This is a genomic window from Salmonella sp. GDC200615, assembly GCF_050574145.1.
In the GTDB taxonomy this organism is placed as follows: Bacteria; Pseudomonadota; Gammaproteobacteria; order Enterobacterales; family Enterobacteriaceae; genus Salmonella; species Salmonella enterica.
Map to the genome: position 1 here is coordinate 2,034,306 of NZ_CP192247.1, position 26,444 is coordinate 2,060,749.

Consider the following 26,444-nt stretch of genomic DNA (forward strand, 5'->3'; position numbering starts at 1 on the left):
AGAGAGGAGGCCGGATAGACGAGCGATATCCGGCACAACAGTAGAAGTACGCTTACCTTTTCCAAAAGTCGTCGAATACCGTAATCGGTAAACGGCGCTTATGTTCAGTTTTTACATACCAGCCTTCGATAGTTTTAGCGATGGCGGGGTCCAGCGTTTTGCCTTCCAGGTAATCGTCAATATTGTCATACGTTACGCCCAGCGCGGCTTCATCAGGCAGTGAAGGGCGGTCGTCTTCCAAATCGGCGGTGGGGACTTTTTTATACAGATGCTCAGGACAGCCCAGCGCTGCGAGAAGCTGTTTGCCCTGGCGTTTGTTAAGGCGATGAAGCGGGTTAATATCGGTACCGCCGTCGCCATATTTGGTGAAGAACCCAGTTATCGCTTCCGCCGCATGGTCGGTGCCCACCACGACGCCGTGAGTCATACCGGCGATGCTATATTGCGCTTTCATTCGCTCACGCGCTTTTTCATTGCCGCGAACAAAATCGCTCAGCTCAATTCCCGCTTCGCGCAGCGCCTGTTCGCTGGCGAGGACGGCGCCTTTAATATTGACGGTGAGTACTCTGTCCGGCTGAATAAAAGCAATGGCGTCCTGGCAATCCTGTTCATCGGCCTGTACGCCATAAGGCAGACGAACGGCGATAAACTGCAGCGCATTATCACCGGTCTCTTCTCGCAATTCGGCGATAGCCATCTGGCTGAGTTTCCCGGCCAGCGTCGAATCCTGCCCGCCGCTGATGCCTAACACCAGCGATTTCAAAAAGGGATAGGTTTTCAGGTACGCTTTAAGAAAATCCACGCTGCGGCGAATTTCTTCTTCAGGGTTGATATGCGGTTTCGCGCCAAGCGCCTGGATTATCTCTTGCTGCAGAGTCATTTAACCCCCTTCGACATTAAAAAAATGAATCTTTACCCTGTTAAAGCTAACCCTTCGCCGCTGAAACAACAAGGTTTGGCGGGCTAAGCGGTGTTTAAAACAACATGTCGCTGCGTTAGAGAATTTTCCGAAAGACTTTTTGTGGCGGGTCGCGGCTTGAAAAATATTCTGATGTATTCCAGGCTTACATAACACGCTGATAAACAAGAGGACGGAAAATGAACAAGAACGTAGCAGGAATTTTAAGCGCAGCGGCGGTAATGACTATGCTGGCAGGCTGTACGGCGTATGATCGTACAAAAGACCAATTTGTTGAGCCTGTCGTTAAAGATGTTAAAAAAGGAATGAGCAGGGCGCAAGTTGCGCAGATTGCGGGCAAACCGTCATCTGAAGTGAGTATGATTCATGCGCGCGGTACCTGTCAGACCTACATCCTGGGTCAACGTGATGGTAAAGCGGAAACCTACTTTGTTGCGCTGGATGATACCGGGCACGTGATTAACTCCGGCTACCAGACCTGTGCGGAGTACGACACTGACCCACAGGCGCCGAAGCAGTAACAACTGTACATTGCCTGAACATTCAAGGAAACCGGCCTGCGAGCCGGTTTTTTTGTGCCTGCCATAACCTTATTTATTATCGCGAATTATTTGCCCGAAATGTGAGGGGGGTCATAACGCCAGGTCAATGAGAGACAATTTAGTGGGTCAAGGAAATACCATCCGGCGGTCCGATCCCGTATACTCATTTCAGCCACCTAAAAAAGTAAATCCGGTTACGCAAGTCGCCCAGAGTATGGATGCAGGTTGAGGCTTGCGGCGTATCTGGTTGACAGATAATCGCACATGAGGAAGGTTTTTATGGAAAAGAAACACATTTATCTGTTTTGTTCTGCGGGCATGTCAACATCGTTACTGGTATCAAAAATGCGCGCTCAGGCTGAAAAATATGAAGTGCCGGTGATTATTGAAGCATTCCCTGAAACCCTGGCCGGTGAAAAAGGCCCGGCAGCGGACGTCGTGTTATTAGGCCCGCAAATTGCTTATATGCTCCCCGAAATTCAGCGTTTATTACCCGGTAAACCGGTAGAAGTCATTGATTCAATGTTGTACGGCAAGGTAGATGGCTTAGGCGTGCTTAAAGCTGCGGTAGCGGCAATTAAAAAAGCCGCCGCGAATTAATTATTTTTTAATTTTTCCCGTCAAAGAGTTATTTCATACACTAACCGCAATATTTTATTGCGGTATTTAAGGGTATTTTTCTATGAGTAACGTCATTGCTTCACTTGAAAAGGTACTCCTTCCTTTTGCTGTAAAAATAGGAAAGCAGCCACACGTTAATGCAATCAAGAACGGCTTTATTCGTTTAATGCCATTAACCCTTGCGGGGGCGATGTTTGTATTAATTAATAACGTTTTCCTGAGCTTTGGGGAGGGGTCGTTTTTTTATTCCATGGGCATTCGGCTTGATGCCTCAACCATTGAAACACTTAATGGATTGAAAGGCATCGGCGGGAACGTCTATAACGGCACATTGGGCATTATGTCTCTCACGGCGCCATTTTTTATCGGCATGGCGCTGGCGGAAGAGCGCAAGGTTGATGCGCTGGCCGCCGGATTGCTTTCCGTGGCGGCATTTATGACCGTAACGCCGTATAGTGTCGGCGAGGCCTATGCCGTAGGCGCTAACTGGCTGGGCGGCGCGAATATTATCTCCGGTATTATTATTGGCCTGGTGGTCGCGGAGATGTTTACATTTATTGTCCGGCGCAACTGGGTGATTAAACTACCGGACAGCGTACCGGCTTCGGTGTCTCGTTCATTCTCAGCATTAATTCCCGGCTTTATTATTCTCTCTATTATGGGGATTATTGCCTGGGCGCTGTCTAATTACGGTTCTAACTTCCATCAGATTATTATGGACACTATCTCTACGCCGCTGGCATCGCTGGGTAGCGTGGTAGGGTGGGCATATGTCATTTTTGTACCGCTGCTGTGGTTCTTTGGTATTCATGGTTCGCTGGCGCTGACCGCGCTGGACAGCGGCATCATGACGCCCTGGGCGCTGGAAAACATCTCTATTTACCAGCAGTATGGCTCCGTCGATGCGGCACTGGAAGCCGGTAAAACGTTCCATATCTGGGCGAAACCGATGCTGGATTCTTATATCTTCCTCGGTGGTAGCGGAGCAACGCTGGGTCTGATCATCGCTATCTTCCTGGCATCCCGTCGCGCGGACTATCGCCAGGTGGCAAAACTGGCGCTGCCGTCAGGTATCTTCCAGATTAACGAACCCATCCTGTTTGGCCTGCCGATTATTATGAACCCGGTGATGTTTATCCCCTTCATTCTGGTTCAGCCGATTCTGGCGGCGATTACGCTGGTGGCTTACTATTTGGGTATTATTCCGCCGATTACCAATATTGCGCCGTGGACCATGCCAACCGGGTTGGGGGCGTTCTTTAACACCAACGGCAGTGTCGCCGCGTTGCTGGTTGCGCTATTTAACCTGGCGGTCGCTACCCTGATTTATCTCCCCTTCGTGGTGGTGGCTAACAAAGCGCAGAACGCCATCGAGCAGGAAGAAAGCGAAGAAGATATCGCTAACGCACTGAAATTCTAAACTCCGCGCCGGCATGGGATGCCATGCCGGGCTGAATCAGAGGAAAGACTATGTTTGATCTTGAAAATGTTGTAGATAACCAGACAGCGGCTGAGGAACTCGAAGAAGTCGTTATGGGGCTTATCATCAATTCTGGTCAGGCGCGCAGCCTGGCATATGGCGCGCTCAGAAAAGCGAAAGAAGGCGATTTTGAGGCGGCGAAAGCGATGATGGACCAGTCGCGCATAGCGCTCAATGAAGCGCATCTTGTGCAGACAAAACTCATCGAAGGCGATCAGGGCGAAGGCAAAATGAAAGTCAGTCTGGTCCTGGTTCACGCTCAGGATCATTTGATGACCTCAATGCTGGCTCGTGAACTGATCGCCGAGTTGATTGAGCTCCATGAGAAACTGAAATAACAGGGGGCGGATGATGCAGCTACAGGTTAACGCAACGGAAATCAAAACGGTTTATGAGCAGCAGCTCTTCAATGGCAAAAATTTCCATGTGTTTATCTATAACAAGACGGAAAGCGTCACCGGGCTGCATCAGCACGACTACTATGAATTTACCCTGGTATTAACCGGACGTTATTACCAGGAGATTAACGGGAAGCGTGTGCTGCTGGAACGTGGAGATTTTGTTTTTATCCCGGTGGGGTCGAATCACCAAAGTTTCTATGAGTTTGGCGCAACGCGTATTCTGAACGTAGGAATTAGTAAACGTTTTTTTGAACAGCATTATCTTCCGTTACTGCCGTTTTGTTTTGTGGCATCGCAGGTATACAGGGCGAATAGCACCTTCCTTACCTATATTGAAACGGTGATTGCGTCGTTGAATTTTCGCGGCAATGGGCTCGACGAATTTATCGAAGTGGTGACATTTTATATTATAAACCGCTTACGCCATTACCGCGAAGAGCAGGTTTATGATGATATTCCACAATGGCTGAAAGCAACCGTGGAGATAATGCATGATAAAACGCAGTTTGGCGAACATGCGCTAGAAAATATGGTGCGCCTGTCGGCAAAATCCCAGGAGTATCTGACGCGCGCCACCCGACGTTATTACAGCAAAACGCCGATGCAAATCATTAATGAGATTCGCATTAATTTTGCCAAGAAACAGTTGGAAATGACCAACTATTCGGTTACGGATATTGCTTATGAAGCCGGGTATAGCAGTCCAAGTCTGTTTATTAAAACGTTTAAGAAGATGACCTCATTTACGCCGAATAGTTATCGGAAGCGATTGACGGAAATTAATGAGTAACGGTTTGCATTGCTCGATTAATTACATTTCACGCTTGCCCCAATAGCGCGGGGAACGTCACGCTATTTCTTACGAGCGGGCATAGCGTAATACATATCAGTGTCATACACTGAAGGGAGATATTATGAGCCAGAAATTAAAAGTCGTCACTATTGGTGGCGGGAGCAGCTACACCCCTGAATTACTTGAAGGCTTTATTAAGCGCTACCATGAATTACCTGTTACCGAATTATGGCTGGTTGACGTTGAAGACGGGAAAGAGAAGCTGGGCATTATTTATGATCTCTGCCAGCGAATGATTGATAAAGCAGGCGTTCCGCTAAAATTGTATAAAACGCTGGATCGCCGGGAAGCGCTGAAAGACGCTAATTTTGTCACTACCCAGCTACGCGTTGGTCAACTCAAAGCCCGTGAACTGGACGAGCGTATCCCGCTTAGCCACGGCTATCTGGGGCAAGAAACCAACGGCGCTGGCGGTTTATTTAAAGGGTTGCGTACCATTCCGGTTATTTTTGACATCATTAAGGATGTTGAAGAATTATGTCCGAATGCGTGGGTCATTAACTTTACTAACCCGGCGGGGATGGTGACGGAAGCGGTTTATCGTCATACCAACTTTAAAAAGTTCATTGGCGTATGTAATATTCCTGTCGGCATGAAAATGTTTATTCATGACGTGCTGGCGCTGAATGAGACTGACGATCTTTCCATTGACCTGTTTGGTCTAAACCATATGGTCTTTATTAAAGATGTGCTGGTGAATGGCACCTCACGGTTCGCAGAATTACTGGATGGCGTGGCGTCCGGTCAGTTGAAAGCGTCAACCGTAAAAAATATCTTTGATCTGCCGTTTAGTGAAGGATTGATTCGCTCGCTGAACATGCTGCCGTGCTCTTATTTGTTGTATTACTTCAAGCAAAAAGAGATGTTGGCGATTGAAATGGGCGAATATTACAAAGGCGGCGCGCGCGCTCAGGTCGTACAAAAAGTGGAGAAACAACTCTTCGACTTGTACAAAAATCCTGAGCTAAACGTGAAGCCGAAAGAGCTTGAGCAACGCGGCGGCGCTTATTATTCCGATGCCGCTTGTGAGGTCATTAACGCTATTTATAATGACAAGCAGACTGAGCATTACGTTAATATTCCACATCATGGGCATGTCGAGAATATCCCGGCGGACTGGGCGGTGGAAATGACCTGCATTCTGGGACGCAATGGCGCGACGCCGCACCCGCGTATCACCCGTTTTGACGAAAAAGTGCTGGGGCTTATCCACACTATTAAAGGATTTGAGGTCGCGGCCAGCAATGCGGCGCTGAGCGGAAACTTTAATGATGTGCTGCTGGCGCTTAACCTGAGTCCGCTGGTGCATTCCGACCGCGACGCAGAAGTCCTGGCGCGTGAGCTCATTCTGGCGCATGAAAAATGGCTGCCTAATTTTGCCGCTTGCATCGAAGCGCTTAAAGGTAAGCACCACTGACAGAGGTAGGCTATGGAACGCGTGTTGATTGTGAATGCCGATGATTTTGGCCTGAGTAAAGGGCAAAATTACGGCATTGTTGAAGCATATCGCAACGGCGTTGTGACCTCCACGACGGCGCTGGTCAATGGCGAGGCTATTGACCATGCGGCGCAGCTTAGCCGCGAGCTGCCTGCGCTTGGGGTGGGAATGCATTTTGTTTTGACGTTAGGCAAACCGGTGTCAGAGATGCCGGGCCTGACGCGAGACGGCCTGTTGGGGAAATGGATCTGGCAAATGGCGGAGGAGGATACGCTTCCGCTGGATGAAATTGCGCATGAACTGGCGTGTCAGTATCAGCGTTTCATCGACGTATTTGGCCGCGAGCCAACGCATCTCGACAGTCACCATCATGTGCATATGTTCCCGCAAATTTTCCCCATCGTCGCCCACTTTGCGGCGCAGCGCGGGATTGCGTTACGTATTGACCGCCAGACGGTGTTGAACGCCGACGATCTGCCGTCGGATTTGCGCAGCACTCAAGGATTTAGTAGTGAATTTTACGGCGAGGAGATCACCGAAGCGTGCTTTTTACGCATTCTGGATGCCTCGGCGCATCGAGGAGAAGCCTCTCTGGAGGTGATGTGTCATCCGGCGTTTGTGGATAACATTATTCGCCAGAGCGCCTATTGTTACCCCCGCTTAACTGAACTGGAGGTGTTGACGTCTGCGTCACTCAAGGCAGCGATTGCGGAACGTGGATATCGTCCTGGCTGTTTTCTTGATATTTAGCTCCTGAGTTTGCGGCGCAAGAATGCGCCGCATTTTTTGCCGTTTATGCAGGAATCGCGTTAATTTTCCCCGCACGCGACCAGACACGGTGTGCCGCCATCAGCGTCAGCAGAGTGTCCATAAAGTGGTGGTCAACGTTATCTGCCTCAACAAGTCCTTCTTCCCCCTGGCTATCAATGTTTAAAAGCGCCTTAAACCGTCGGGCGTCGCCTGCCAGTGCGATGGGCTTCAGATGTTTGTAGGCTTCCAGAAGGTAGTAACGAGCATCGCCGCAACTCTCGATATCGGCAATATTGCCGCACGGTACTATTACCGCATCGACCGTTAGCGACGGCGCGCCGGCAAAGGTTGCCGCAATAGTTAATGTTGAACCGTCATCAGCAGTTACTTCACCCATCCGTGAATAGAGCAGTTTTGCGTGGACGCCTTTGGCTTTTAAAGCCTGCAAAATGGTCAACAGTTCGGCGGCGTTAACCTTGTCGTTCAGCAGAATAGCGACCACTCGGCCTTTAACATCGCCGTCCGGCACCGCATACAGGCTGAGCGCCGGATCTTTTTTCAGACCGTTGACATCAGGAGGCGGGGCAATTTGCGTTTGCTCATGGGTGAGTGCAAAACCGAGATTATGCGCGACGCCCTGAGCCAGCGTGACATCAATATGCGCTAACTGATCGACCACCCGCTCCCGAATATACGCGCGGGCGACTTTACCCAGTTCAAAGCTGAACGCGTCAATAATATGCTGCTGTTCTATCGGCGTCTGACTGAGCCAGAACAGGCGAGGATGCGAGTAATATTCACCGAAAGAGGGGCTGCGTTCGCGTATTTTATTGCCATCCACGCGTTCCTGGTATGATTCGAAGCCGCCGCGTTTTGGCGCTGGCGGCGTTTCGCGCGGCCAGTTGTCATTAATGGAGTTCGGTTCATAGTTCGCCGGATTGGTGTCGATATCCATCCGGTGCATACCGTCACGCTGGAAGTTATGGTAGGGGCAGGTAGGGCGGTTAATCGGAATTTCGTGGAAGTTTGGCCCGCCCAGACGACTGATTTGCGTGTCGGTATAAGAGAACAGACGCCCCTGTAACAGTGGATCGTTGGTAAAATCAATGCCGGGAACAATATGCCCTGGATGAAATGCCGCCTGTTCGTTTTCAGCGAAAAAGTTATCCGGATTACGGTTTAACACCATTTTGCCGACGCGTTGTACTGGCACCAACTCTTCCGGAATCAGTTTGGTCGGATCGAGCAGATCAAAATCGAATTTAAATTCATCCTCTTCGGCAATGAGTTGTAGGCCCAGCTCGTATTCCGGGAAATCGCCCGCTTCGATGGCCTCCCACAGATCCCGGCGGTGAAAATCCGGATCGCGACCGGTCAGTTTTTGTGACTCATCCCATACCAGCGAGGCTTTACCCGCCAACGGTTTCCAGTGGAAACGGACAAAGGTCGCTTTCCCTTGCGCATTGATCAGACGGAAGGTGTGAATGCCGAACCCTTCCATCGTCCGATAACTGCGTGGAATGCCGCGATCCGACATTGCCCACATGACGTTGTGCAGCGTCTCAGGCTGTAAGGAAACATAGTCCCAGAAGGTGTCGTGCGCGCTCTGTCCTTGCGGAATGGCCCAATGTGGTTCGGGCTTAACGGCGTGCACAAAATCCGGAAACTTATGCGCATCCTGGATAAAAAAGATCGGCGTGTTATTACCGACGAGATCGAAAATTCCCTCTTCGGTATAAAATTTGGTCGCAAAACCGCGGATATCACGTACGGTATCAGCAGACCCCGCGCCGCCCTGTACTGTCGAAAAGCGAACAAAGACCGGGGTAATTTTCTGTGGATCGCACAGAAACGCGGCTTTCGTGATGTCGCTCAGGTCTTTATATGACTGAAAATAGCCGTACGCTGCTGATCCGCGGGCGTGAACGATCCTCTCCGGGATACGCTCATGGTCAAAGTGGGTAATTTTTTCGCGCAGGATAAAATCTTCCAACAGCGTAGGGCCACGGCTGCCGGCGCGAAGAGAATTTTGATCGTCGGCGATGCGCACGCCCTGATTGGTGGTCAGCGCATAATTTTCGCTGCCTTTACGAAAGGCGTCGAGGGCGGTGAGCTTATCATTCGCGGTCTCGGGCGCTTTTAAGCTGCCGGGGGCCGTTGGTTGCGCGCCCGGCGGCGTCGGTTCTGGCGTTGGGCGATGTGAACCGTCTGACGGCGCCAGGGAGTCCAGGCCGGGCTGTGATTCACGGGTATCATGCACGGGGGACTGATGGGGGGATTTCTCATTATGCGACATTGAACTCGTCTCCTGCTTTCATCACTGAAATGGGCGTGGTAGTAGTCAAAATCACTCTAACTATAGAACATTTCAGCAATTATGCCGGGGGAGAGCGGAACGGCAGACAAGGCTCAATAGGGAAATCGCACGCGCGGAACAGGACGTCGGGGGCGAAGATCGGCTAAAATAGTGTTTTTCTGATTTTTAGCCTTAGAGCCTATCCCAGTAGGCGTTATTGGCGCAGCCAGTTTGGACACGGACAGCGCGCAAAAACCGGAGCGTACACGTAGTACGTGAGGATTTTGAGCACTGCCCAGGACCAAAATGGCAAGTAAAATAGCCCTAATGGGATAGGCTCTTAGCCTCTTTTAGTGAAGCATTAATGATGAAACCTCTTCGCCAGCAAAATCGCCAGATTATTAGCTATATTCCGCGTGTTGAACCCGCGCCGCCGGAACATGCGATAAAAATGGATACGTTTCGCGACGTCTGGATACTGCGCGGTAAATATGTTGCCTTTGTTCTGACGGGGGAGTCATTTCAACGGTCGCCCGCCTTTAGCGTGCCAGAATCGGCGCAACGTTGGGCGAATCAGGTTCGCCAGGAAAACGAAATCGCTGACTAAGAAAAAAACAAAACGCCGGTACTGGAGACCGGCGTTTTTAGTGACAGACATTTTGAGTTGCCGATCGTCGTGTCTCAGACGATGTGAACTCCCGATAATGTATTATCGATGCGCCAGTTCAGCGTCTTCTTCGCTATCGAGAATGGTTTTATCGGTCTGCTTCAGCCACTGGCTGGTCAGCGTACCCGCGGTCATTGAGCCGCTCACGTTCAGTGCGGTACGGCCCATATCAATCAACGGTTCGACGGAGATTAACAGCGCGACCAGCGTGACCGGTAAGCCCATGGCAGGCAGCACAATCAGCGCGGCGAAGGTCGCGCCGCCGCCAACGCCGGCAACACCCGCCGAACTTACGGTAACGATACCCACCAGCGTGGCTATCCATACGGGGTCTAAGGGGTTGATGCCGACCGTCGGCGCAACCATTACCGCTAACATTGCAGGATAAAGACCGGCACAACCGTTTTGGCCGATGGTCGCGCCAAAAGAGGCAGCAAAGCTGGCGATGGACTCCGGCACGCCCAGGCGGCGGGTTTGCGCTTCGACATTAAGTGGAATGGAGGCGGCGCTGGAGCGGCTGGTAAAGGCAAATGTCAGCACCGGCCACACCTTGCGGAAATATTTCAGCGGGCTAATCCCGTTCACGCCCAATAGTATGCCGTGAACCACAAACATTATCGCCAGACCAAGATATGACGCTACCACGAAGCTTCCAAGCTTAATGATGTCCTGCAGATTAGAGCCGGCAACCACTTTCGTCATCAGCGCCAGTACGCCGTAAGGCGTAAGTTGCATTACCAGACGCACCAGCTTCATCACCCAGCTTTGCAGGGTATCGATAGCAACAAGCACACGCTCGCCTTTTGGCGCATCATCTTTCAGCAGTTTAAGCGCGGCCACGCCCAGGAATGCGGCGAAAATCACCACGCTGATAATAGACGTAGGATTTGCGCCAGTCAGATCCGCAAACGGATTTTTCGGTACAAAAGACAGCACCAGTTGCGGCACGCTGAGATCGGCCACTTCGCCGACATAGCTCGTCTCAATGGCATTCAGACGCGCGGTTTCCGCGCCGCCCTGAACCAGACCTTCCGCCGTCAGTCCGAACAGATTGGTGACCAGCACGCCCACCAGCGCTGCGATAAGGGTAGTAAACAGCAGCGTGCCGATAGTCAGAAAACTGATTTTCCCCAATTGAGAGGCGTTATGCAGTCGTGCCACGGCGCTTAAAATAGAGGCGAATACCAGCGGCATCACAATCATTTGTAGCAATTGCACATAGCCGTTGCCGACAATATTGAACCACTGAATGGAGTCTTTTAACACCTGACTGTCAGCGCCATAAATGGTGTGCAGGGCCAGACCAAAGACCACGCCCATCACAAGGCCGACAAGCACTTTTTTAGCCAGACTCCACTGTTTATGACGGGCCTGCGCCAGTACAAACAGCAGAATGACGAACACCGCAATGTTCGCAATTAATGGAAAATTCATCCCCGTTCTCCTGATTTTTTTATTATGAAGCGCTGTGTTTTAGCGATTCTGTTCGCGCAAGATTAGCAGAACTGTGAGCTGGCTCTTATATTCAAATGGAATGGTTTATACCAAAAATGATTTTGGCGTTGATTTACTAATCAATCTGGTGATTTATAAAACGATTGAACTGCATTTGCAGGATAGTAATCATCTGCGAAGACCAGCGTATGACGTTGTTTTCCGGCATGGACTGTGGCATCCACACCGCCCAGGCAAACAACGCCATGCATAAAAATCGCTCCAGTTGATTGCCTTTGCGCGGCGCCAGAATAGGCAGGCGGAAACGCCAGCGGCACGGCCACAGTAAGGGAACGCCTGCGGGGGTGAGCATATCCGCGACGATATGGCTTAAATAGCCAAGTACCATGCCTTGCAGCGCATCCGCCGGGATAATCCACGTATCCGGTACCTTGAGATAAAAGGTCGCCAGTAGGGCAAAGACCGCCAGCAGACTATGGGTAAACCCCCGGTGACCGAACGCGCGGGCGATCGGTTTCGATACCCATTTCAGGCGCTGACCAAGAAAAGATTTGGGGTGGTCGATATCCGGCAGCAGACAGGTCAAAATAGCCGAAGGAATAATATGCCACCAGTCGCCGTGCGCAAGGACGGGCGTTAACTCGGCATTCTTGGCGAAAACCGCGCTGGCTATAGAAAAAAGAAGATGTCCTTCCGCCGTCATGATAAAACCCATTAAACTGTCAATTCATACAGTATAGGGTTTTTATACAGTAGGCGGAAGTGGTGACGTTGTAACTCTTTGTCTCTGTCAAAGCCGCTTGCCGTCTGGCTCAGCGGCTAATTGCCCGTTGACTTTGTTTCGGAAACATCTTAACCGAGTAGATGCGCCGCCGTCAGCTCTGTCAGTGAGTTAAGTTTGACATTCGCCAGCGCAAAGCGCGGATCAGGCTGGTTTTCTTCTGCTGGCACCACAATGGCGTGCATTCGCGCCGCCTTTGCCGCGATTAGACCATTCACCGAATCCTCCAGCGCCACGCAGGTTAATGGATCAACACCTAATTTGGCCGCACAATCCAGATAGACCTGCGGATGCGGTTTGCTGTAGGGCAATTTTTCCGCAGAGGCCAGCGCGTCAAAACTGTCGCGCAGTTCAAACATGGTGAGCACTTTTTCCAGCATATGCAGCGGCGATGCCGAGGCAAGCCCCACTAATAGCCCCTGCGCTTTACACAGCGCCACGGCCTCGCGCACACCCGGTAAAAGAGGGCGCGTCTCTTCGATAAGCGTAATCGCGCGGGCAATAACACGGTTTGTCACTTCCTGGCGATCGGGGCCGTTCCACGGTTGCTGCGCAAACCAGAGATCGACAACCATATCAATGCGTAGCCCAAGCGTGTCTGGCAGTTCATGGCGCCGAGTAATATCTACGCCTAAACTTGCCATCACGTCCAGTTCAGCGCGATCCCAGAGCGGTTCGGAATCGATCAGTAGTCCATCCATATCGAAAATTGCAGCAAGAATTTGACGTGGGGTTGACATCACAACCTCTCCTGTTGAGATTAAAAAATAACGAATTAAGCGTTCATTATGACCATGTTCTTAGTATATCGCCCTTAAAGATCAGGCGAAAACGGGAATCAACAGGTAGACTTAGGCCAAAACGACGCGTCTTTATCAAGGGGAACTCATGACGTATCAACAAGCTGGACGCATTGCAATCCTAAAAAGAGTTGTTGGGTGGGTTATTTTTATTCCGGCACTGCTTTCCACGCTCATCTCAGTCCTTAAATTTATGTATGCGCACAGTGAAAAGCAGGAGGGGATAAATGCGGTATTGCTGGATTTTACCCACGTAATGATAGACATGATGTGCGTGAATACGCCGTTTCTGAATGTTTTTTGGTACAACTCGCCGACGCCGAATTTTCAGGGAAGCCTGAATATCGGTTTCTGGCTCATTTTTATTCTGATTTTTGTCGGGTTGGCGATGCAGGATTCCGGCGCCAGAATGAGCCGCCAGTCACGTTTTTTGCGTGAAGGCGTGGAAGATCAGTTGATCCTGGAAAAAGCAAAAGGCGCGGAAGGGCTAACGCGTGAGCAGATAGAGTCACGTATCGTGGTGCCGCACCATACCATCTTTTTACAGTTTTTCCCGCTCTATATTTTGCCGGTCATTATTATCGTGCTCGGCTACTTTTTCTTTTCCTTGTTAGGCTTCATGTAAACTGAAAAATGCCGGATAGCCCGTATCCGGCATGGGCTGTACCTATACCGCAAGCAGCCGATCCATCGCTTTTTGCGCAGTGGCCAGGTGCTGACCGCCAAACAGCCTTGCCCGATTAAGCAGGGTGTAGAGCTGGTAAATCGGCTGCCTGTCGAGAAAATCCAGCGGTAGCGGCGAAACGGACTGATAGCCGTCATAAATCTGCGGTGGCTGATCGGTATGCAGCGGCAGCATCGCCAGATCGCATTCTCTGTCGCCCCAATAGCAGGCTGGATCGAAGATATAGGGGCCGTCAGGGCCAAGCGCGCAGTTCGCCGACCATAGATCGCCATGCAAAAGAGAAGGCTGCGGTTGATGCGACGCCAGACGTTGCTGAACATGTTCAACAATGGCGTCAATATTACCAAAAGTAATGCCTTTTTCCGCGGCGAGTTCAAGTTGCCAGCCAATGCGCTGTTCGGCGAAAAAAGTCGACCAACGGCGTTGCCAAGTATTCGGCTGCGGCGTGGTAGAGAGCGCGTTGTCAAAATCGAGGCCGAATTGAGGTTGGTCGCTCCATTGGTGCAGGCGCGCCAGCTGTTGCCCAAGAATAAACGCATTATGGGCATCCAGCGGGCGGGGCGAGAGGTAGTCCATGACTAAAAAGCTGTAATCCCGATCCGAACCTACCGCCCATACCTTAGGCACAACAACGGTTTTACTGCGGGAGAGCAGCTCCAGCTGATCGGCTTCAGCGGTAAAACCGCGAAGCATTTCTCGTTCATCGCACTTTACGAAAAAATCATGGCCTGAATAACGTAAATGCCATGCGGCATGAACTTCTCCGCCAGGCAGTTCATTACGCAGTTCGATTTCGCCTTCACCGACTTGCTCGCTTAAAAGACGACTGATAGCTTGCCACATAATGTCTCTCCCCACGTTGTCTGCCAGATCATAAGGTTAGCGCAAAAATGCGGTTAAAAAATACGAACTAACGCACATCGCGGACGCGCCGCGGCGGGAATGGCACTTATTGTGCGTTTTTACTCCACGCCTCCCAGGTCGCCACGGTAATGTCGACATCCTTATCTAATGCGCTTTTCGCAAGTCCGGCGACAAGCGCTTTGATTTCATCAGCGCTCTGAGCGCTAACAAAGCCAAACGTATTGGTGCCGAGCTCATGCACATTCCCTTCATCGTCCGTTAATGTCAGCAAAAAACCGCTGTGCGTCAGATGATTATTGAGTTCGTTAATCTCGGTCAGGGAATCTTCATGGAAGGTTACGGTAATAACATAACGGGTAATATCGCCACTGGCCATCGTTCACCTCGTTGGGAGCAACTGTGTTTTTAACAGCGGCGGATGCGCCGCCCGTTACCGATTTTCCGGTATCCCCCTCGCCGAGGGGGATACGATTATTGCGCGGAAAGATAGGCGTATATTTTTTGGGTATCGTCACGGGAACACAGACGCGTACCTTGATTGAGCGTAGCGGCGCTGCCTGCCGCCACACCAAAGCGCACCATCTCTTCCAGCGACGCGTCTTGCGCCAGTTTTAACGTCATCGCGCCCACCATACTGTCGCCTGCGCCGACAGTACTTTGACTTTTCACCGGGGGAGGAACAACCTGGATGCAATTCTCACTGTCTATGCCCAGCGCCCCTTGCGGCCCCAGAGAGACCACTACCCGGCGAGCCTTGCCGCTTTGCACTAATTCCTGGGCCGCTTTACGCACATCATCAGGCTGCGTCAGATCGCGATTAACCAACGCGCTCAATTCTTTCAGGTTAGGTTTCACCAGTTCGATATCGCCAAGCGCCAGCGCGGCGGTGAGCGCGTCGCCAGAGCTATCAATAATGCAGCGAATGCCTTGCTTCTGTGCGGCGGAAATCAGTTGCGTGAGTTTCTCGACCTTAACGCCGGGCGGAAGGCTGCCGCTGATAACCAGAATTGCCCCGGATTCAATTTCCAGTACCTGTTCTTCAAGCTGGCGAAATTCGTCATCGTCCAGCGTGGCGCCGGGCATAACAAAACGATACTGTTCGCCGCTGGACTCGACGTGGACGTGCAGGTTCTGACGCGTCCAGTCTTTCGCATCGACGGTAGACACGGGGACATTTTCGTCAGCCAGTAGTGCGACCAGATGTTCGCCGGTAGCGCCGCCAGCCGGGAAAATTGCGGTCGCGGTGCCGCCAAGATGCGCAATGGCGCGAGCGACATTAATACCCCCGCCGCCGGGTTCGAATACCGGCGCGGAGCACCGCAGTTTACCTTCGGGATAAATTTGCGGCGTGATTGTTGCGCTATCGAGAGAGGGCGCAAGCGTCAACGTATAGATACGTACCATCGTTACCTCCTGTTAGGCTGATTTCAGTCTGGCACTTAATCCCCGGAAAGTGAAGGAATTAACAATATGATTTTCCGGATCTTTATTTAAAGAAGTACGATGTAAAGTTATATAAATAAATGAATGCTTCGGGAGGGTTCTTATTCAAAAAATGAAATAGTAATTGATTGCTATGTTATTCGGGGCTTCTTATAATTCGCTACCTTTCCAGGGGCGTTTGTCATTGATCCCTATGAAAGTTTCCGGGACCGTCGTGGTCTCTTTTTTAGTTGTACGGACTCTATATAAATGAAGCTTTTGAAGGCAGTACCCGCTGTAGTTATGCTGGCGGGTGGCGTGTTCGCGTCTCTGTATGCCGCCGCCGATGATTCCGTTTTTACTGTCATGGATGATCCCTCCACCGCGAAAAAACCTTTTGAAGGTAATCTGAATGCGGGCTACCTTGCTCAGTCAGGCAATACTAAAAGTTCTTCCTTAACGGCTGACACGGCGATGACCTGGTATGGACAACGTACTGCCTGGTCATTATGGGGCAATGCCAGCAATACCTCCTCTAATGATGAACGCTCTTCAGAAAAATATGCGGTAGGCGCGCGTAACCGTTTTAATATGACGGATTATGATTATACCTTTGGCCAGGCCAGTTGGCTGACAGACCGTTTCAACGGTTATCGTCAGCGCGACGTACTGACCGCCGGTTACGGGCGGCAGTTCCTTAATGGTCCAGTGCACAGCTTCCGTTTTGAATTTGGTCCAGGGGTTCGCTATGACGAACATACGGACGATACCACTGAAACGCAGCCGTTGGGTTATGCTTCCGGCAGCTATGCCTGGCAGTTAACTGACAATGCTAAGTTTACACAGGGGGTGTCAGTATTTGGCGCAGAAGACACCACACTAAATTCGGAAACAGCCCTCAATGTCGCCATTAACGAACATTTTGGTCTAAAGGTGGGGTATAATTTAACGTGGAACTCGCAGCCGCCTGAATCAGCGCCTGAACATACCGATCGTCGCACTACGGTAACGCTGGGCTATAAGATGTAATATTGTACCGGGTTACGTTACGTAACCCGGTTATTCCGTGGTGACGCCTCAGAAGAAGAAGGTGATGTCTCCGTTGATATAAGAATAGTCGTCTCCGGTGCGAAATTCCGACGTGACTTTGTTTAAAGAAAGAGAAAATGCGACGGGAGAATAGCCGATGGTGGCACCGACGCGATATTCATCCACGGTTTTATTAATATCCACCGTTTCCATTTTTGTTTGCAGCGTTTTCCCCTGTAACGTGTAGTTTTTATCAACTTCCCTGCGCTCAACGCCAGCAAATACTTTATAGATCAATCCCTCTTTTTGAGTGTGTATTAACCCTCGGCGGGACAATAACCCAAACCCATTATCAGAGTTGAAGGTCTTATCATTTCCCAGCGCAACGGTTGCGCCGTACCCCAAATACTGGAAGAGATTGCCGCCGACAGCAGAGACTTCTGGATAGAAGCCCACATTGACACCCAGAATATCAATAGCTGGCGTAAGGGAGACCATTCCTTTTGCCGTGTAACCATAACGGTTTTCAATTTGATCCTGCCAGGCAGGGTATTTTTCTGCGCCTATTATTCGATGCGCCCGATTCTGAACCTCCTGACCGCCTGCGTCAGGACCAATAACGCCGATATCGGTACCTAAACGATAACGTAACCAATTGGTGGCTAATGAATTCCACTCCAGTCCGGTATGAAGAAAGGCGCTGAACGCGCGGTCGCCTTTGACGGCTTCAGGCTTTCTCTTATTGGCGCCTGATGGAGAATAAATATCTTGCGCGATATGAAAAGAGAGTTGACTGGCGTCAGTGAGATCGTGGCTGTAGCCTAAAAAGAGCCCGGCAGTATAATCACCCCGGTCTGCAGCCGGGTGCCCATAAAGGGCATTTAAGGATGGTTGAAATATACCTGCATCATCATTCGCCACTGAAATAGCAAGGCTACTGGCATTGGCCATTGTGGTCGTACTGAGTATGGCGGCAATCATCGTTGCGCAATAGCTGTATTTGTTCACTTTTTACCCCTGAATATGAAAGTGAATACTCTTATTTTTACAAAGTAATAAGCACAGCCGCATGATGCGCAGTGCTTATTGAATCTTTAAATATAACTAAACTCCTGCCAGCAGCGAGTCATTGAGAGGATACGTTGCCTTAATGTTGAAAAATGGTGTTAAAAAACACGCGCCAGATATTATTGAATATCCATTTTTCATTCGCTATCTGAGTGCGAGAAATTATTGGCTTCACGATTATGCATATAATACGATGTTTTTTGGTATCAATATGAATATCACGTTGTATTCTTTTGAGCTCATTTTCTATGATGTCTTCGATTTTTATCTGTTATTAATTTTTACCGTGATAGTGTTGTCTTTAATGATGAGCGCATCTAACGGCTGGTAGGGTAATATAACAAATTATTGCCATCTGAATTATTAGGGTAGTTATTATTAAGGAAGAAAAAGTGAATAAAACCATTAATCTGCTAAAATTACTGCCCGTAGTATTATTAAGCGCATGTACTACATCGTATCCTCCCCAGGATATAATATCGGCACCCGAGTTACCCCATCGTAACGTACTCGTTCAGCAACCTGATAACTGTAGCGTTGGCTGTCCTCAAGGAGGAAGTCAACAAACAATCTATCGCCATGTCTATACGCTCAATAATAATAGCGCCACGAAATTTGCCAACTGGGTTGCCTATAGCGTGACAAAGACCAGCCAGGCAAGCGGTCGCCCGCGGAACTGGGCGCAGGACCCCGATTTACCGCCCTCGGATACGTTGGCCCCTTCGGCCTATAAAAATGCCCATACGCTATTAAAAGTCGACAGGGGACACCAGGCGCCGTTGGCAGGATTGGGCGGCGTTTCGGACTGGCCGTCGTTAAATTATTTATCGAATATTACGCCGCAGAAATCCGCCCTGAACCAGGGAGCATGGGCTGCACTGGAAAACCGGGTGCGCGAACTTGCCAAACAGGCTGATGTATCTGTAGTGCACGTAGTGACCGGCCCCCTTTTTGAGCGGCATATCGCCACATTGCCAGAAGATGCGACGGTAGAAATTCCCAGCGGGTACTGGAAGGTTTTATTCACCGGAACGGCGCCGTCAAAAAGTGAAGGAAATTACGCTGCGTTTATTATGGATCAGAATACGCCCCGTTCGGCGAATTTTTGCGACTATCAGGTTACCGTGGAGGCTATCGAACATAAAACGAAGCCAGTGCTGACGCTGTGGTCTGCCTTGCCTGAAGCGGTAGCCAGCGAGGTGAAAACGACAAAGGGGAGTCTGGCGCAGAAGTTAGGTTGTCGATGAGAAGCACTATACGGCGCGTAGAAAGATAATGGAGAAACCCTGTCAAGGGTCTTGATTTGCTACAGAGTGATGCAATCTCCCTTTTTTTAGTGTTACCATCGTCATGCCGGACGAAAATAGCGATTTTCGTCTGTGTCGAAGGTTGTGCGCCAATTTAGCAATGGTTGGCTAGATGGATACACAACTCACTGTCAATAAATTCATTTTCTCTTTGTATGTGATCTTGCGTATGGGTCACCACTGCAAATAAGGATATTACATGCCTGTTATTACTCTTCCTGATGGCAGCCAACGCCATTATGACCACCCTGTAAGCCCGATGGATGTTGCTCTGGACATTGGTCCTGGCCTGGCGAAAGCCACCATTGCGGGCCGTGTGAATGGCGAGCTGGTTGATGCTTCCGATCTGATTGAAAATGATGCGACGCTTGCCATCATCACCGCAAAAGATGAAGAGGGTCTGGAGATCATTCGTCACTCTTGCGCGCATCTGTTAGGTCACGCAATCAAGCAACTTTGGCCGCACACGAAAATGGCGATCGGCCCGGTTGTCGACAACGGTTTTTACTATGACGTTGATCTTGACCGCACGCTAACTCAGGAAGATGTCGAAGCGCTCGAAAAGCGGATGCATGAGCTCGCCGAGAAAAATTACGACGTTATCAAGAAAAAGGTGAGCTGGCATGACGCGCGCGAAACCTTCGTGAAGCGCGGCGAGACTTACAAAGTCGCTATTCTTGATGAAAATATCGCCCATGATGATAAGCCAGGCTTGTACCATCATGAAGAATATGTCGACATGTGTCGTGGTCCGCACGTGCCGAATATGCGTTTCTGCCATCACTTTAAACTGATGAAAACTGCTGGCGCATACTGGCGCGGTGACAGCAATAATAAGATGCTGCAGCGTATTTACGGTACGGCATGGGCAGATAAAAAAGCCCTGAACGCTTATCTGCAGCGCCTGGAAGAGGCCGCAAAACGCGACCACCGTAAAATTGGTAAGCAGCTCGACCTGTATCATATGCAGGAAGAAGCGCCGGGCATGGTGTTCTGGCATAACGACGGCTGGACTATCTTCCGCGAGCTGGAAGTCTTTGTTCGTTCTAAACTCAAAGAGTACCAGTATCAAGAAGTTAAAGGCCCGTTCATGATGGACCGTGTGCTGTGGGAAAAAACCGGGCACTGGGACAACTATAAAGATGCGATGTTCACCACATCCTCAGAAAACCGCGAATATTGCATCAAGCCGATGAACTGCCCGGGCCACGTTCAGATCTTTAACCAGGGTCTGAAATCCTATCGTGATTTGCCGCTGCGTATGGCGGAATTCGGTAGCTGCCACCGTAACGAGCCATCAGGCGCGCTGCATGGTCTGATGCGCGTACGCGGCTTTACGCAGGATGATGCGCATATCTTCTGCACCGAAGAGCAGATTCGCGATGAAGTTAACGCTTGTATTCGTATGGTCTACGATATGTACAGCACCTTTGGCTTCGAGAAGATCGTCGTCAAGCTTTCCACTCGTCCTGACAAGCGTATCGGCAGCGATGAGATGTGGGATCGTGCTGAGGCGGATCTGGCGGTTGCGCTGGAAGAAAATAATATCCCGTTTGAGTATCAACTGGGTGAAGGCGCATTCTACGGTCCGAAAATTGAGTTTACCTTATATGACTGCCTCGATCGTGCATGGCAGTGCGGTACAGTACAGCTGGACTTCTCCTTACCGTCTCGTCTGAGCGCCTCCTATGTAGGCGAAGACAACGAGCGCAAGGTGCCGGTAATGATTCACCGTGCGATTCTTGGGTCGATGGAACGCTTCATCGGTATCCTGACCGAAGAGTTCGCTGGTTTCTTCCCGACATGGCTCGCGCCTGTTCAGGTAGTCGTGATGAATATTACCGATTCGCAGTCTGAATACGTTAACGAATTGACGCAGAAACTACAAAATGCGGGCATTCGTGTAAAAGCAGACTTGAGAAATGAGAAGATTGGCTTTAAAATCCGCGAGCACACTTTACGTCGTGTCCCTTATATGTTGGTCTGTGGTGATAAAGAGGTGGAAGCAGGCAAAGTTGCCGTTCGCACCCGCCGCGGTAAAGACCTGGGCAGTCTGGACGTAAATGACGTGATTGAGAAGCTGCAACAAGAGATTCGCAGCCGCAGTCTTCAACAACTGGAGGAATAAAGTATTAAAGGCGGAAAACGAGTTCAAACGGTGCGTCCGAATCGTATTAATAGCGAAATTCGCGCGCAAGAAGTTCGCTTAACAGGTCTGGAAGGCGAGCAGCTTGGTATTGTGAGTCTGAGAGAAGCTCTGGAAAAAGCTGAAGAAGCCGGAGTAGACTTAGTCGAAATCAGCCCTAACGCCGAGCCGCCGGTTTGTCGTATAATGGATTACGGCAAATTCCTCTATGAAAAGAGTAAGTCTTCTAAGGAACAGAAGAAAAAGCAAAAAGTTATCCAGGTGAAGGAAATTAAATTCCGTCCTGGGACAGATGAAGGCGACTATCAGGTAAAACTCCGCAGCCTGATTCGCTTTCTCGAAGAGGGCGATAAGGCCAAAATCACGCTGCGTTTCCGCGGTCGTGAAATGGCCCACCAGCAAATCGGTATGGAAGTGCTTAATCGCGTGAAAGACGATTTGCAAGAACTGGCAGTGGTCGAATCCTTCCCAACGAAGATCGAAGGCCGTCAGATGATCATGGTGCTTGCTCCTAAGAAGAAACAGTAAGGCCTTCAAGTAACAACTCTGTGAAGCCTTCGGGCTTCACAGGTTTTGTTCGCCTATGTTTCGTTTATTAACAATGCGAAGTGGAAGTTATTAAAATGCCAAAAATTAAGACCGTACGCGGTGCTGCTAAGCGCTTCAAAAAAACCGGTAAAGGTGGTTTTAAGCACAAGCACGCTAACCTGCGTCACATTCTGACCAAAAAAGCGACTAAACGTAAACGTCACCTGCGTCCGAAAGCCATGGTTTCTAAAGGCGATCTGGGCCTAGTTATCGCGTGCCTGCCGTACGCATAAGCCGTTAACGTTTTTAACTTTTTAATTAGAATAGATACAGGAGAGCACATATGGCTCGCGTAAAACGTGGTGTAATTGCACGCGCACGTCACAAGAAAATTTTGAAACAAGCCAAAGGCTACTACGGTGCGCGTTCTCGCGTATACCGCGTTGCCTTCCAGGCAGTTATCAAAGCTGGTCAGTATGCTTACCGTGACCGTCGTCAACGTAAGCGTCAGTTCCGTCAACTGTGGATTGCGCGTATCAACGCAGCAGCACGTCAGAACGGTATTTCTTACAGCAAATTCATCAACGGCCTGAAAAAAGCCTCTGTTGAAATCGACCGTAAGATCCTGGCTGATATCGCCGTATTCGACAAAGTCGCGTTCACCGCGCTGGTTGAAAAAGCGAAAGCAGCTCTGGCATAAGCCAGTGAAAAGAGGGAGCCTGGCTCCCTCTCTTTTATTTACTGTTCAGTGAGTTGACAATTGACCTGTAACCCTTTTCAATAAAGGATATTCGGTTTTACCACATAAGGTAACGCAAGCATGAACGCTGCTATTTTCCGTTTCTTTTTTTACTTTAGCACCTGATCCCAGGAGGCTAGCGCGTGAAAAACGAAACGAAAAACAGCGCAAAAAAGCCTCCTGATGGAGGCTTTTTTTGTATCTGAAATCGAGAGATTACGTCCAATGAACCGGTGTCTTCACCGACACAATGAGGAAAACCATGTCACATCTCGCAGAGCTGGTTGCCAATGCAGCGGCCGCCATTAACCAGGCGTCAGATGTTGCCGCGTTAGACAATGTACGCGTCGAATATTTGGGCAAGAAAGGGCATTTAACCCTTCAGATGACGACCCTACGCGATCTGCCGCCGGAAGAGCGTCCGGCAGCCGGGGCAGTCATTAACGCCGCGAAAGAGCAGGTACAACAGGCGCTTAACGCGCGTAAAGCCGAGCTGGAAAGCGCAGCGCTTAACGCCCGTCTGGCCGCTGAAACCATCGATATCTCCCTGCCGGGGCGCCGTATTGAGAACGGCGGTCTGCATCCGGTCACGCGTACCATTGACCGTATTGAAAGTTTCTTCGGTGAGCTTGGTTTTACCGTGGCGACTGGCCCGGAAATCGAAGATGACTACCATAACTTCGATGCGTTAAACATTCCGGGTCATCATCCGGCCCGCGCCGATCATGATACCTTCTGGTTTGACGCGACCCGTCTGCTGCGGACCCAGACGTCTGGCGTCCAGATCCGGACGATGAAAGCGCAGCAACCGCCGATCCGTATTATTGCGCCGGGCCGTGTATACCGTAATGACTACGACCAGACGCATACTCCGATGTTCCATCAGATGGAAGGTCTGATTGTTGATACCAACATCAGCTTCACCAACCTCAAAGGTACGCTGCACGACTTCCTGCGTAATTTCTTTGAGGAGGATCTGCAGATTCGCTTCCGTCCTTCTTATTTTCCGTTTACCGAACCTTCTGCAGAAGTGGATGTGATGGGGAAAAACGGCAAATGGCTGGAAGTGCTGGGCTGCGGGATGGTGCATCCGAATGTGCTGCGCAATGTCGGTATCGATCCGGAAATCTATTCTGGCTTCGCTTTTGGTATGGGGATGGAACGTCTGACCATGTTGCGTTATGGCGTCACCGACCTGCGTTCATTCTTCGAAAACGATCTGCGTTTCCTCAAACAGTTTAAATAAAGGCAGGATAAAACAATGAAACTCAGCGAACTGTGGTTACGCGAGTGGGTTAACCCGGCAATTGATAGCGATGCGTTGGCTAACCAGATTACGATGGCTGGCCTGGAAGTAGACGGCGTTGAGCCGGTCGCGGGAAGCTTCAATGGCGTTGTGGTTGGGGAAGTGGTTGAGTGCGCCCAGCATCCGAACGCTGACAAATTGCGTGTAACGAAAGTCAACGTCGGCGGAGAACGCCTGTTGGATATCGTCTGCGGCGCGCCAAACTGTCGTCAGGGGTTGAAAGTAGCGGTGGCCACCATTGGCGCTATTCTGCCGGGCGATTTCAAAATTAAAGCGGCAAAACTGCGCGGCGAACCGTCTGAAGGGATGCTGTGCTCCTTCTCCGAACTGGGGATTTCCGACGATCACAGCGGCATTATCGAACTGCCGGCGGATGCGCCGCTGGGTACCGATATCCGTGAATACCTGAAGCTTGACGACAATACCATCGAAATTAGCGTCACGCCGAACCGTGCGGATTGCTTAGGTATCATCGGCGTTGCGCGTGATGTGGCGGTACTGAACAAAGCGCCGCTCCAGGAGCCTGAAATGGTGCCGGTTACGGCAACCATCAGCGATACGCTGCCGATTACGGTAGAGGCCGCTGATGCGTGTCCTCGCTATCTTGGCCGGGTGGTAAAAGGCATCAATGTTAACGCGCCGACGCCGCTGTGGATGAAAGAGAAACTGCGTCGCTGCGGTATTCGCTCCATCGATGCGGTGGTTGACGTCACGAACTATGTGCTGCTCGAACTGGGTCAGCCAATGCATGCTTTCGATAAAGATCGCATTGATGGCGGTATTGTCGTGCGGATGGCAAAAGAGGGTGAAACCGTCGTCCTGCTGGACGGTAGCGAAGCGACGTTAAATGCGGACACGCTGGTGATCGCCGATCACCATAAGGCGCTGGGGATAGCCGGTATTTTTGGCGGCGAACATTCCGGCGTGAACGGCGAAACGCAAAATGTGCTGCTGGAGTGTGCGTACTTTAATCCGCTGTCTATCACCGGTCGCGCTCGCCGCCACGGTCTGCATACCGATGCGTCTCACCGCTACGAGCGCGGGGTGGACCCAGCGCTGCAATATAAAGCGATAGAGCGCGCTACTCGTCTGCTTCTTGATATCTGTGGCGGTGATGCGGGTCCGATAATTGATGTGAGCAACGAAGCAACGTTGCCGAAACGCGCCACCATTACGCTGCGTCGCAGTAAACTGGATCGCCTGATCGGGCATCATATTGCGGATGAGCAGGTCAGTGATATTCTGCGTCGTCTGGGCTGTGAAGTGACCGAAGGGCAGGACGAGTGGAAAGCCGTAGCGCCGACCTGGCGTTTCGATATGGAGATTGAAGAAGATCTGGTGGAAGAGGTGGCCCGCGTTTACGGCTATAACAATATTCCGGACGAGCCAATTCAGGCCGGTTTAATCATGGGGACGCACCGTGAAGCCGATCTGTCGTTGAAGCGGGTTAAAACCATGCTGAACGACAAAGGCTATCAGGAAGTGATTACCTATAGCTTTGTCGATCCTAAAGTACAACAGCTCATCCATCCAGGCGCAGAAGCGCTGCTGCTGCCAAACCCTATCTCCGTTGAGATGTCGGCGATGCGTCTGTCTCTGTGGAGCGGATTGTTGGCGACGGTGGTCTATAACCAAAACCGTCAGCAGAATCGCGTGCGTATTTTTGAAACCGGTTTACGTTTCGTTCCGGATACACAAGCCAATCTGGGTATTCGACAGGATCTGATGCTGGCTGGCGTGATTTGCGGTAACCGCTATGATGAGCACTGGAACCTGGCAAAAGAGACCGTTGATTTCTATGATTTGAAAGGCGCTCTGGAAGCAGTATTGGATTTAACCGGCAAACTGGGTGATATCCAGTTTAAGGCGGAGATGAATCCGGCTCTGCATCCGGGACAGTCTGCGGCGATTTATCTGAAAGATGAACGTATTGGTTTTATTGGGGTTGTTCACCCTGAACTGGAACGTAAACTGGATCTGAATGGTCGTACGCTGGTGTTTGAACTGGAATGGAATAAGCTCGCAGACCGTATCGTGCCGCAGGCGCGGGAGATTTCACGCTTCCCGGCCAACCGTCGCGATATTGCGGTTGTTGTTGCAGAAAACGTTCCCGCAGCGGATATTTTATCCGAATGTAAGAAAGTTGGCGTAAATCAGGTAGTTGGCGTAAACTTATTTGACGTGTACCGCGGTAAGGGTGTTGCGGAGGGTTATAAGAGCCTCGCTATCAGCCTGATCCTTCAGGATACCAACCGTACACTCGAAGAAGAGGAGATTGCCGCTACCGTCGCCAAATGTGTAGAGGCATTAAAAGAGCGATTCCAGGCATCATTGAGGGATTGAACCT

27 protein-coding genes, 1 pseudogene and 1 other annotated feature are annotated in these 26,444 nt (G+C 50.5%); of the genes and pseudogenes, 19 read left to right on the forward strand and 9 right to left on the reverse strand.

The features are described from left to right. Nucleotides 1-52: 52 nt before the first annotated feature. Complete coding sequence (gene nadE / locus ACQ29O_RS09655) at nucleotides 53-880, reverse strand: ammonia-dependent NAD(+) synthetase (protein WP_000174981.1); 828 nt, start codon at nucleotides 878-880, stop codon at nucleotides 53-55. A 218-nt stretch (nucleotides 881-1,098) separates the two neighbouring features. Between nadE and osmE the strand changes: the two genes are divergently transcribed. The 7 genes from osmE (at nucleotide 1,099) to chbG (ending at nucleotide 7,004) form a co-directional block, all read left to right on the forward strand. Next, complete coding sequence (gene osmE / locus ACQ29O_RS09660) at nucleotides 1,099-1,440, forward strand: osmotically-inducible lipoprotein OsmE (RefSeq protein WP_001039301.1); 342 nt, start codon at nucleotides 1,099-1,101, stop codon at nucleotides 1,438-1,440. Between the two features lie 300 nt (nucleotides 1,441-1,740). After that, on the forward strand, nucleotides 1,741-2,061 hold the full coding sequence (gene chbB, locus ACQ29O_RS09665; protein ID WP_000412161.1) for a PTS N,N'-diacetylchitobiose transporter subunit IIB: 321 nt from the start codon (nucleotides 1,741-1,743) through the stop codon (nucleotides 2,059-2,061). Nucleotides 2,062-2,143: 82 nt separating this feature from the next. Next, complete coding sequence (gene chbC / locus ACQ29O_RS09670) at nucleotides 2,144-3,502, forward strand: PTS N,N'-diacetylchitobiose transporter subunit IIC (protein WP_000073069.1); 1,359 nt, start codon at nucleotides 2,144-2,146, stop codon at nucleotides 3,500-3,502. Between the two features lie 50 nt (nucleotides 3,503-3,552). Then, nucleotides 3,553-3,900, forward strand: a complete 348-nt coding sequence (gene chbA / locus ACQ29O_RS09675; RefSeq protein ID WP_000459883.1) for a PTS N,N'-diacetylchitobiose transporter subunit IIA — start codon at nucleotides 3,553-3,555, stop codon at nucleotides 3,898-3,900. 10 nt (nucleotides 3,901-3,910) lie between these two features. Further along, a complete protein-coding gene (chbR, locus tag ACQ29O_RS09680; RefSeq protein ID WP_000983393.1) occupies nucleotides 3,911-4,753 on the forward strand; it encodes a transcriptional regulator ChbR in 843 nt (280 codons plus the stop codon). 124 nt (nucleotides 4,754-4,877) lie between these two features. After that, nucleotides 4,878-6,233 (forward strand): 6-phospho-beta-glucosidase, encoded by a 1,356-nt coding sequence (locus tag ACQ29O_RS09685; protein WP_000078780.1) that lies wholly within the window; start codon nucleotides 4,878-4,880, stop codon nucleotides 6,231-6,233. Nucleotides 6,234-6,245: 12 nt separating this feature from the next. Then, a complete protein-coding gene (gene chbG, locus ACQ29O_RS09690; protein WP_000442726.1) occupies nucleotides 6,246-7,004 on the forward strand; it encodes a chitin disaccharide deacetylase in 759 nt (252 codons plus the stop codon). A gap of 43 nt (nucleotides 7,005-7,047) precedes the next feature. Here the strand turns inward: chbG and katE are convergent, their stop codons facing one another. Then, complete coding sequence (katE, locus tag ACQ29O_RS09695; protein ID WP_000019111.1) at nucleotides 7,048-9,300, reverse strand: catalase HPII; 2,253 nt, start codon at nucleotides 9,298-9,300, stop codon at nucleotides 7,048-7,050. Nucleotides 9,301-9,664: 364 nt separating this feature from the next. Here katE and cedA point away from each other — a divergent pair, with 364 nt between their 5' ends. Further along, the gene (cedA, locus tag ACQ29O_RS09700; RefSeq protein WP_000977510.1) at nucleotides 9,665-9,907 is read left to right on the forward strand and encodes a cell division activator CedA; all 243 of its coding nucleotides are present in this window, start codon (nucleotides 9,665-9,667) and stop codon (nucleotides 9,905-9,907) included. A gap of 102 nt (nucleotides 9,908-10,009) precedes the next feature. On the opposite strand, the gene tcyP is transcribed toward cedA, so the two are convergent. The 3 genes from tcyP to hxpB form a co-directional block, all read right to left on the reverse strand. Continuing rightward, nucleotides 10,010-11,401: a cystine/sulfocysteine:cation symporter gene (gene tcyP / locus ACQ29O_RS09705; protein WP_001010660.1), complete on the reverse strand. Its 1,392-nt coding sequence runs from the start codon at nucleotides 11,399-11,401 to the stop codon at nucleotides 10,010-10,012. 136 nt (nucleotides 11,402-11,537) lie between these two features. Beyond that, on the reverse strand, nucleotides 11,538-12,137 hold the full coding sequence (locus tag ACQ29O_RS09710; protein WP_000505804.1) for a metal-dependent hydrolase: 600 nt from the start codon (nucleotides 12,135-12,137) through the stop codon (nucleotides 11,538-11,540). 137 nt (nucleotides 12,138-12,274) lie between these two features. Beyond that, nucleotides 12,275-12,943, reverse strand: coding sequence for a hexitol phosphatase HxpB (gene hxpB / locus ACQ29O_RS09715; protein ID WP_000106845.1), 669 nt, complete (start codon nucleotides 12,941-12,943; stop codon nucleotides 12,275-12,277). Nucleotides 12,944-13,091: 148 nt separating this feature from the next. On the opposite strand from hxpB, the gene ACQ29O_RS09720 reads away from it, so the two are divergent. Continuing rightward, complete coding sequence (locus ACQ29O_RS09720) at nucleotides 13,092-13,628, forward strand: YniB family protein (RefSeq protein WP_000222154.1); 537 nt, start codon at nucleotides 13,092-13,094, stop codon at nucleotides 13,626-13,628. 42 nt (nucleotides 13,629-13,670) lie between these two features. On the opposite strand, the gene ACQ29O_RS09725 is transcribed toward ACQ29O_RS09720, so the two are convergent. The 3 genes from ACQ29O_RS09725 to pfkB form a co-directional block, all read right to left on the reverse strand. Continuing rightward, nucleotides 13,671-14,531, reverse strand: coding sequence for a fructosamine kinase family protein (locus ACQ29O_RS09725; RefSeq protein ID WP_000267688.1), 861 nt, complete (start codon nucleotides 14,529-14,531; stop codon nucleotides 13,671-13,673). A 106-nt stretch (nucleotides 14,532-14,637) separates the two neighbouring features. Further along, nucleotides 14,638-14,928, reverse strand: coding sequence for a type V toxin-antitoxin system endoribonuclease antitoxin GhoS (gene ghoS, locus ACQ29O_RS09730; protein ID WP_020936950.1), 291 nt, complete (start codon nucleotides 14,926-14,928; stop codon nucleotides 14,638-14,640). A 95-nt stretch (nucleotides 14,929-15,023) separates the two neighbouring features. Further along, nucleotides 15,024-15,956: a 6-phosphofructokinase II gene (gene pfkB, locus ACQ29O_RS09735; protein WP_000251707.1), complete on the reverse strand. Its 933-nt coding sequence runs from the start codon at nucleotides 15,954-15,956 to the stop codon at nucleotides 15,024-15,026. 288 nt (nucleotides 15,957-16,244) lie between these two features. Between pfkB and ACQ29O_RS09740 the strand changes: the two genes are divergently transcribed. Then, nucleotides 16,245-17,003, forward strand: coding sequence for a DUF481 domain-containing protein (locus ACQ29O_RS09740; protein WP_000770981.1), 759 nt, complete (start codon nucleotides 16,245-16,247; stop codon nucleotides 17,001-17,003). 48 nt (nucleotides 17,004-17,051) lie between these two features. Here the strand turns inward: ACQ29O_RS09740 and ACQ29O_RS09745 are convergent, their stop codons facing one another. After that, on the reverse strand, nucleotides 17,052-18,011 hold the full coding sequence (locus ACQ29O_RS09745; protein ID WP_001046438.1) for a lipid A deacylase LpxR family protein: 960 nt from the start codon (nucleotides 18,009-18,011) through the stop codon (nucleotides 17,052-17,054). Between the two features lie 142 nt (nucleotides 18,012-18,153). On the opposite strand from ACQ29O_RS09745, the pseudogene ACQ29O_RS09750 reads away from it, so the two are divergent. The 9 genes and pseudogenes from ACQ29O_RS09750 (at nucleotide 18,154) to pheT (ending at nucleotide 26,440) form a co-directional block, all read left to right on the forward strand. Then, nucleotides 18,154-18,443 (forward strand): annotated as a pseudogene (locus ACQ29O_RS09750) (hypothetical protein). A 20-nt stretch (nucleotides 18,444-18,463) separates the two neighbouring features. Next, on the forward strand, nucleotides 18,464-19,318 hold the full coding sequence (locus tag ACQ29O_RS09755; protein WP_001044085.1) for a DNA/RNA non-specific endonuclease: 855 nt from the start codon (nucleotides 18,464-18,466) through the stop codon (nucleotides 19,316-19,318). Between the two features lie 259 nt (nucleotides 19,319-19,577). Then, nucleotides 19,578-21,506 carry a threonine--tRNA ligase gene (gene thrS / locus ACQ29O_RS09760; RefSeq protein WP_001144217.1) on the forward strand — a complete coding sequence of 643 codons (1,929 nt, stop codon included), beginning with the start codon at nucleotides 19,578-19,580 and terminating at the stop codon, nucleotides 21,504-21,506. A 3-nt stretch (nucleotides 21,507-21,509) separates the two neighbouring features. Beyond that, on the forward strand, nucleotides 21,510-22,052 hold the full coding sequence (gene infC / locus ACQ29O_RS09765; protein WP_031606433.1) for a translation initiation factor IF-3: 543 nt from the start codon (nucleotides 21,510-21,512) through the stop codon (nucleotides 22,050-22,052). Between the two features lie 95 nt (nucleotides 22,053-22,147). Next, nucleotides 22,148-22,345, forward strand: a complete 198-nt coding sequence (gene rpmI, locus ACQ29O_RS09770; protein ID WP_001124225.1) for a 50S ribosomal protein L35 — start codon at nucleotides 22,148-22,150, stop codon at nucleotides 22,343-22,345. 50 nt (nucleotides 22,346-22,395) lie between these two features. Continuing rightward, nucleotides 22,396-22,752 carry a 50S ribosomal protein L20 gene (gene rplT / locus ACQ29O_RS09775; protein WP_000124850.1) on the forward strand — a complete coding sequence of 119 codons (357 nt, stop codon included), beginning with the start codon at nucleotides 22,396-22,398 and terminating at the stop codon, nucleotides 22,750-22,752. 115 nt (nucleotides 22,753-22,867) lie between these two features. Continuing rightward, nucleotides 22,868-22,991 (forward strand) — a sequence feature (Phe leader region). Beyond that, a complete protein-coding gene (pheM, locus tag ACQ29O_RS09780) occupies nucleotides 22,873-22,917 on the forward strand; it encodes a pheST operon leader peptide PheM (protein ID WP_001386830.1) in 45 nt (14 codons plus the stop codon). (Overlaps the previous feature by 45 nt.) Before the next feature lie 62 nt (nucleotides 22,992-23,053). Continuing rightward, a complete protein-coding gene (pheS, locus tag ACQ29O_RS09785; protein ID WP_000018570.1) occupies nucleotides 23,054-24,037 on the forward strand; it encodes a phenylalanine--tRNA ligase subunit alpha in 984 nt (327 codons plus the stop codon). Nucleotides 24,038-24,052: 15 nt separating this feature from the next. Next, complete coding sequence (pheT, locus tag ACQ29O_RS09790) at nucleotides 24,053-26,440, forward strand: phenylalanine--tRNA ligase subunit beta (protein ID WP_000777153.1); 2,388 nt, start codon at nucleotides 24,053-24,055, stop codon at nucleotides 26,438-26,440. The last annotated feature ends 4 nt before the right edge of the window (nucleotides 26,441-26,444 follow it).

What these genes read in the sequence shown, in the direction of transcription:
- nadE (WP_000174981.1), bottom strand. Translation starts at nt 880, where the DNA reads ATGACTCTGCAGCAAGAGATAATCCAGGCGCTTGGCGCGAAACCGCAT.
- katE (WP_000019111.1), bottom strand. Translation starts at nt 9,300, where the DNA reads ATGTCGCATAATGAGAAATCCCCCCATCAGTCCCCCGTGCATGATACC.
- ACQ29O_RS09710 (WP_000505804.1), bottom strand. Translation starts at nt 12,137, where the DNA reads ATGGGTTTTATCATGACGGCGGAAGGACATCTTCTTTTTTCTATAGCC.
- chbC (WP_000073069.1), top strand. Translation starts at nt 2,144, where the DNA reads ATGAGTAACGTCATTGCTTCACTTGAAAAGGTACTCCTTCCTTTTGCT.
- chbG (WP_000442726.1), top strand. Translation starts at nt 6,246, where the DNA reads ATGGAACGCGTGTTGATTGTGAATGCCGATGATTTTGGCCTGAGTAAA.
- hxpB (WP_000106845.1), bottom strand. Translation starts at nt 12,943, where the DNA reads ATGTCAACCCCACGTCAAATTCTTGCTGCAATTTTCGATATGGATGGA.
- pheT (WP_000777153.1), top strand. Translation starts at nt 24,053, where the DNA reads ATGAAACTCAGCGAACTGTGGTTACGCGAGTGGGTTAACCCGGCAATT.
- pfkB (WP_000251707.1), bottom strand. Translation starts at nt 15,956, where the DNA reads ATGGTACGTATCTATACGTTGACGCTTGCGCCCTCTCTCGATAGCGCA.
- thrS (WP_001144217.1), top strand. Translation starts at nt 19,578, where the DNA reads ATGCCTGTTATTACTCTTCCTGATGGCAGCCAACGCCATTATGACCAC.
- ACQ29O_RS09725 (WP_000267688.1), bottom strand. Translation starts at nt 14,531, where the DNA reads ATGTGGCAAGCTATCAGTCGTCTTTTAAGCGAGCAAGTCGGTGAAGGC.
- ACQ29O_RS09740 (WP_000770981.1), top strand. Translation starts at nt 16,245, where the DNA reads ATGAAGCTTTTGAAGGCAGTACCCGCTGTAGTTATGCTGGCGGGTGGC.
- chbR (WP_000983393.1), top strand. Translation starts at nt 3,911, where the DNA reads ATGATGCAGCTACAGGTTAACGCAACGGAAATCAAAACGGTTTATGAG.
- ACQ29O_RS09685 (WP_000078780.1), top strand. Translation starts at nt 4,878, where the DNA reads ATGAGCCAGAAATTAAAAGTCGTCACTATTGGTGGCGGGAGCAGCTAC.
- ghoS (WP_020936950.1), bottom strand. Translation starts at nt 14,928, where the DNA reads ATGGCCAGTGGCGATATTACCCGTTATGTTATTACCGTAACCTTCCAT.
- chbB (WP_000412161.1), top strand. Translation starts at nt 1,741, where the DNA reads ATGGAAAAGAAACACATTTATCTGTTTTGTTCTGCGGGCATGTCAACA.
- chbA (WP_000459883.1), top strand. Translation starts at nt 3,553, where the DNA reads ATGTTTGATCTTGAAAATGTTGTAGATAACCAGACAGCGGCTGAGGAA.
- rplT (WP_000124850.1), top strand. Translation starts at nt 22,396, where the DNA reads ATGGCTCGCGTAAAACGTGGTGTAATTGCACGCGCACGTCACAAGAAA.
- rpmI (WP_001124225.1), top strand. Translation starts at nt 22,148, where the DNA reads ATGCCAAAAATTAAGACCGTACGCGGTGCTGCTAAGCGCTTCAAAAAA.
- ACQ29O_RS09720 (WP_000222154.1), top strand. Translation starts at nt 13,092, where the DNA reads ATGACGTATCAACAAGCTGGACGCATTGCAATCCTAAAAAGAGTTGTT.
- pheS (WP_000018570.1), top strand. Translation starts at nt 23,054, where the DNA reads ATGTCACATCTCGCAGAGCTGGTTGCCAATGCAGCGGCCGCCATTAAC.
- osmE (WP_001039301.1), top strand. Translation starts at nt 1,099, where the DNA reads ATGAACAAGAACGTAGCAGGAATTTTAAGCGCAGCGGCGGTAATGACT.
- tcyP (WP_001010660.1), bottom strand. Translation starts at nt 11,401, where the DNA reads ATGAATTTTCCATTAATTGCGAACATTGCGGTGTTCGTCATTCTGCTG.
- cedA (WP_000977510.1), top strand. Translation starts at nt 9,665, where the DNA reads ATGATGAAACCTCTTCGCCAGCAAAATCGCCAGATTATTAGCTATATT.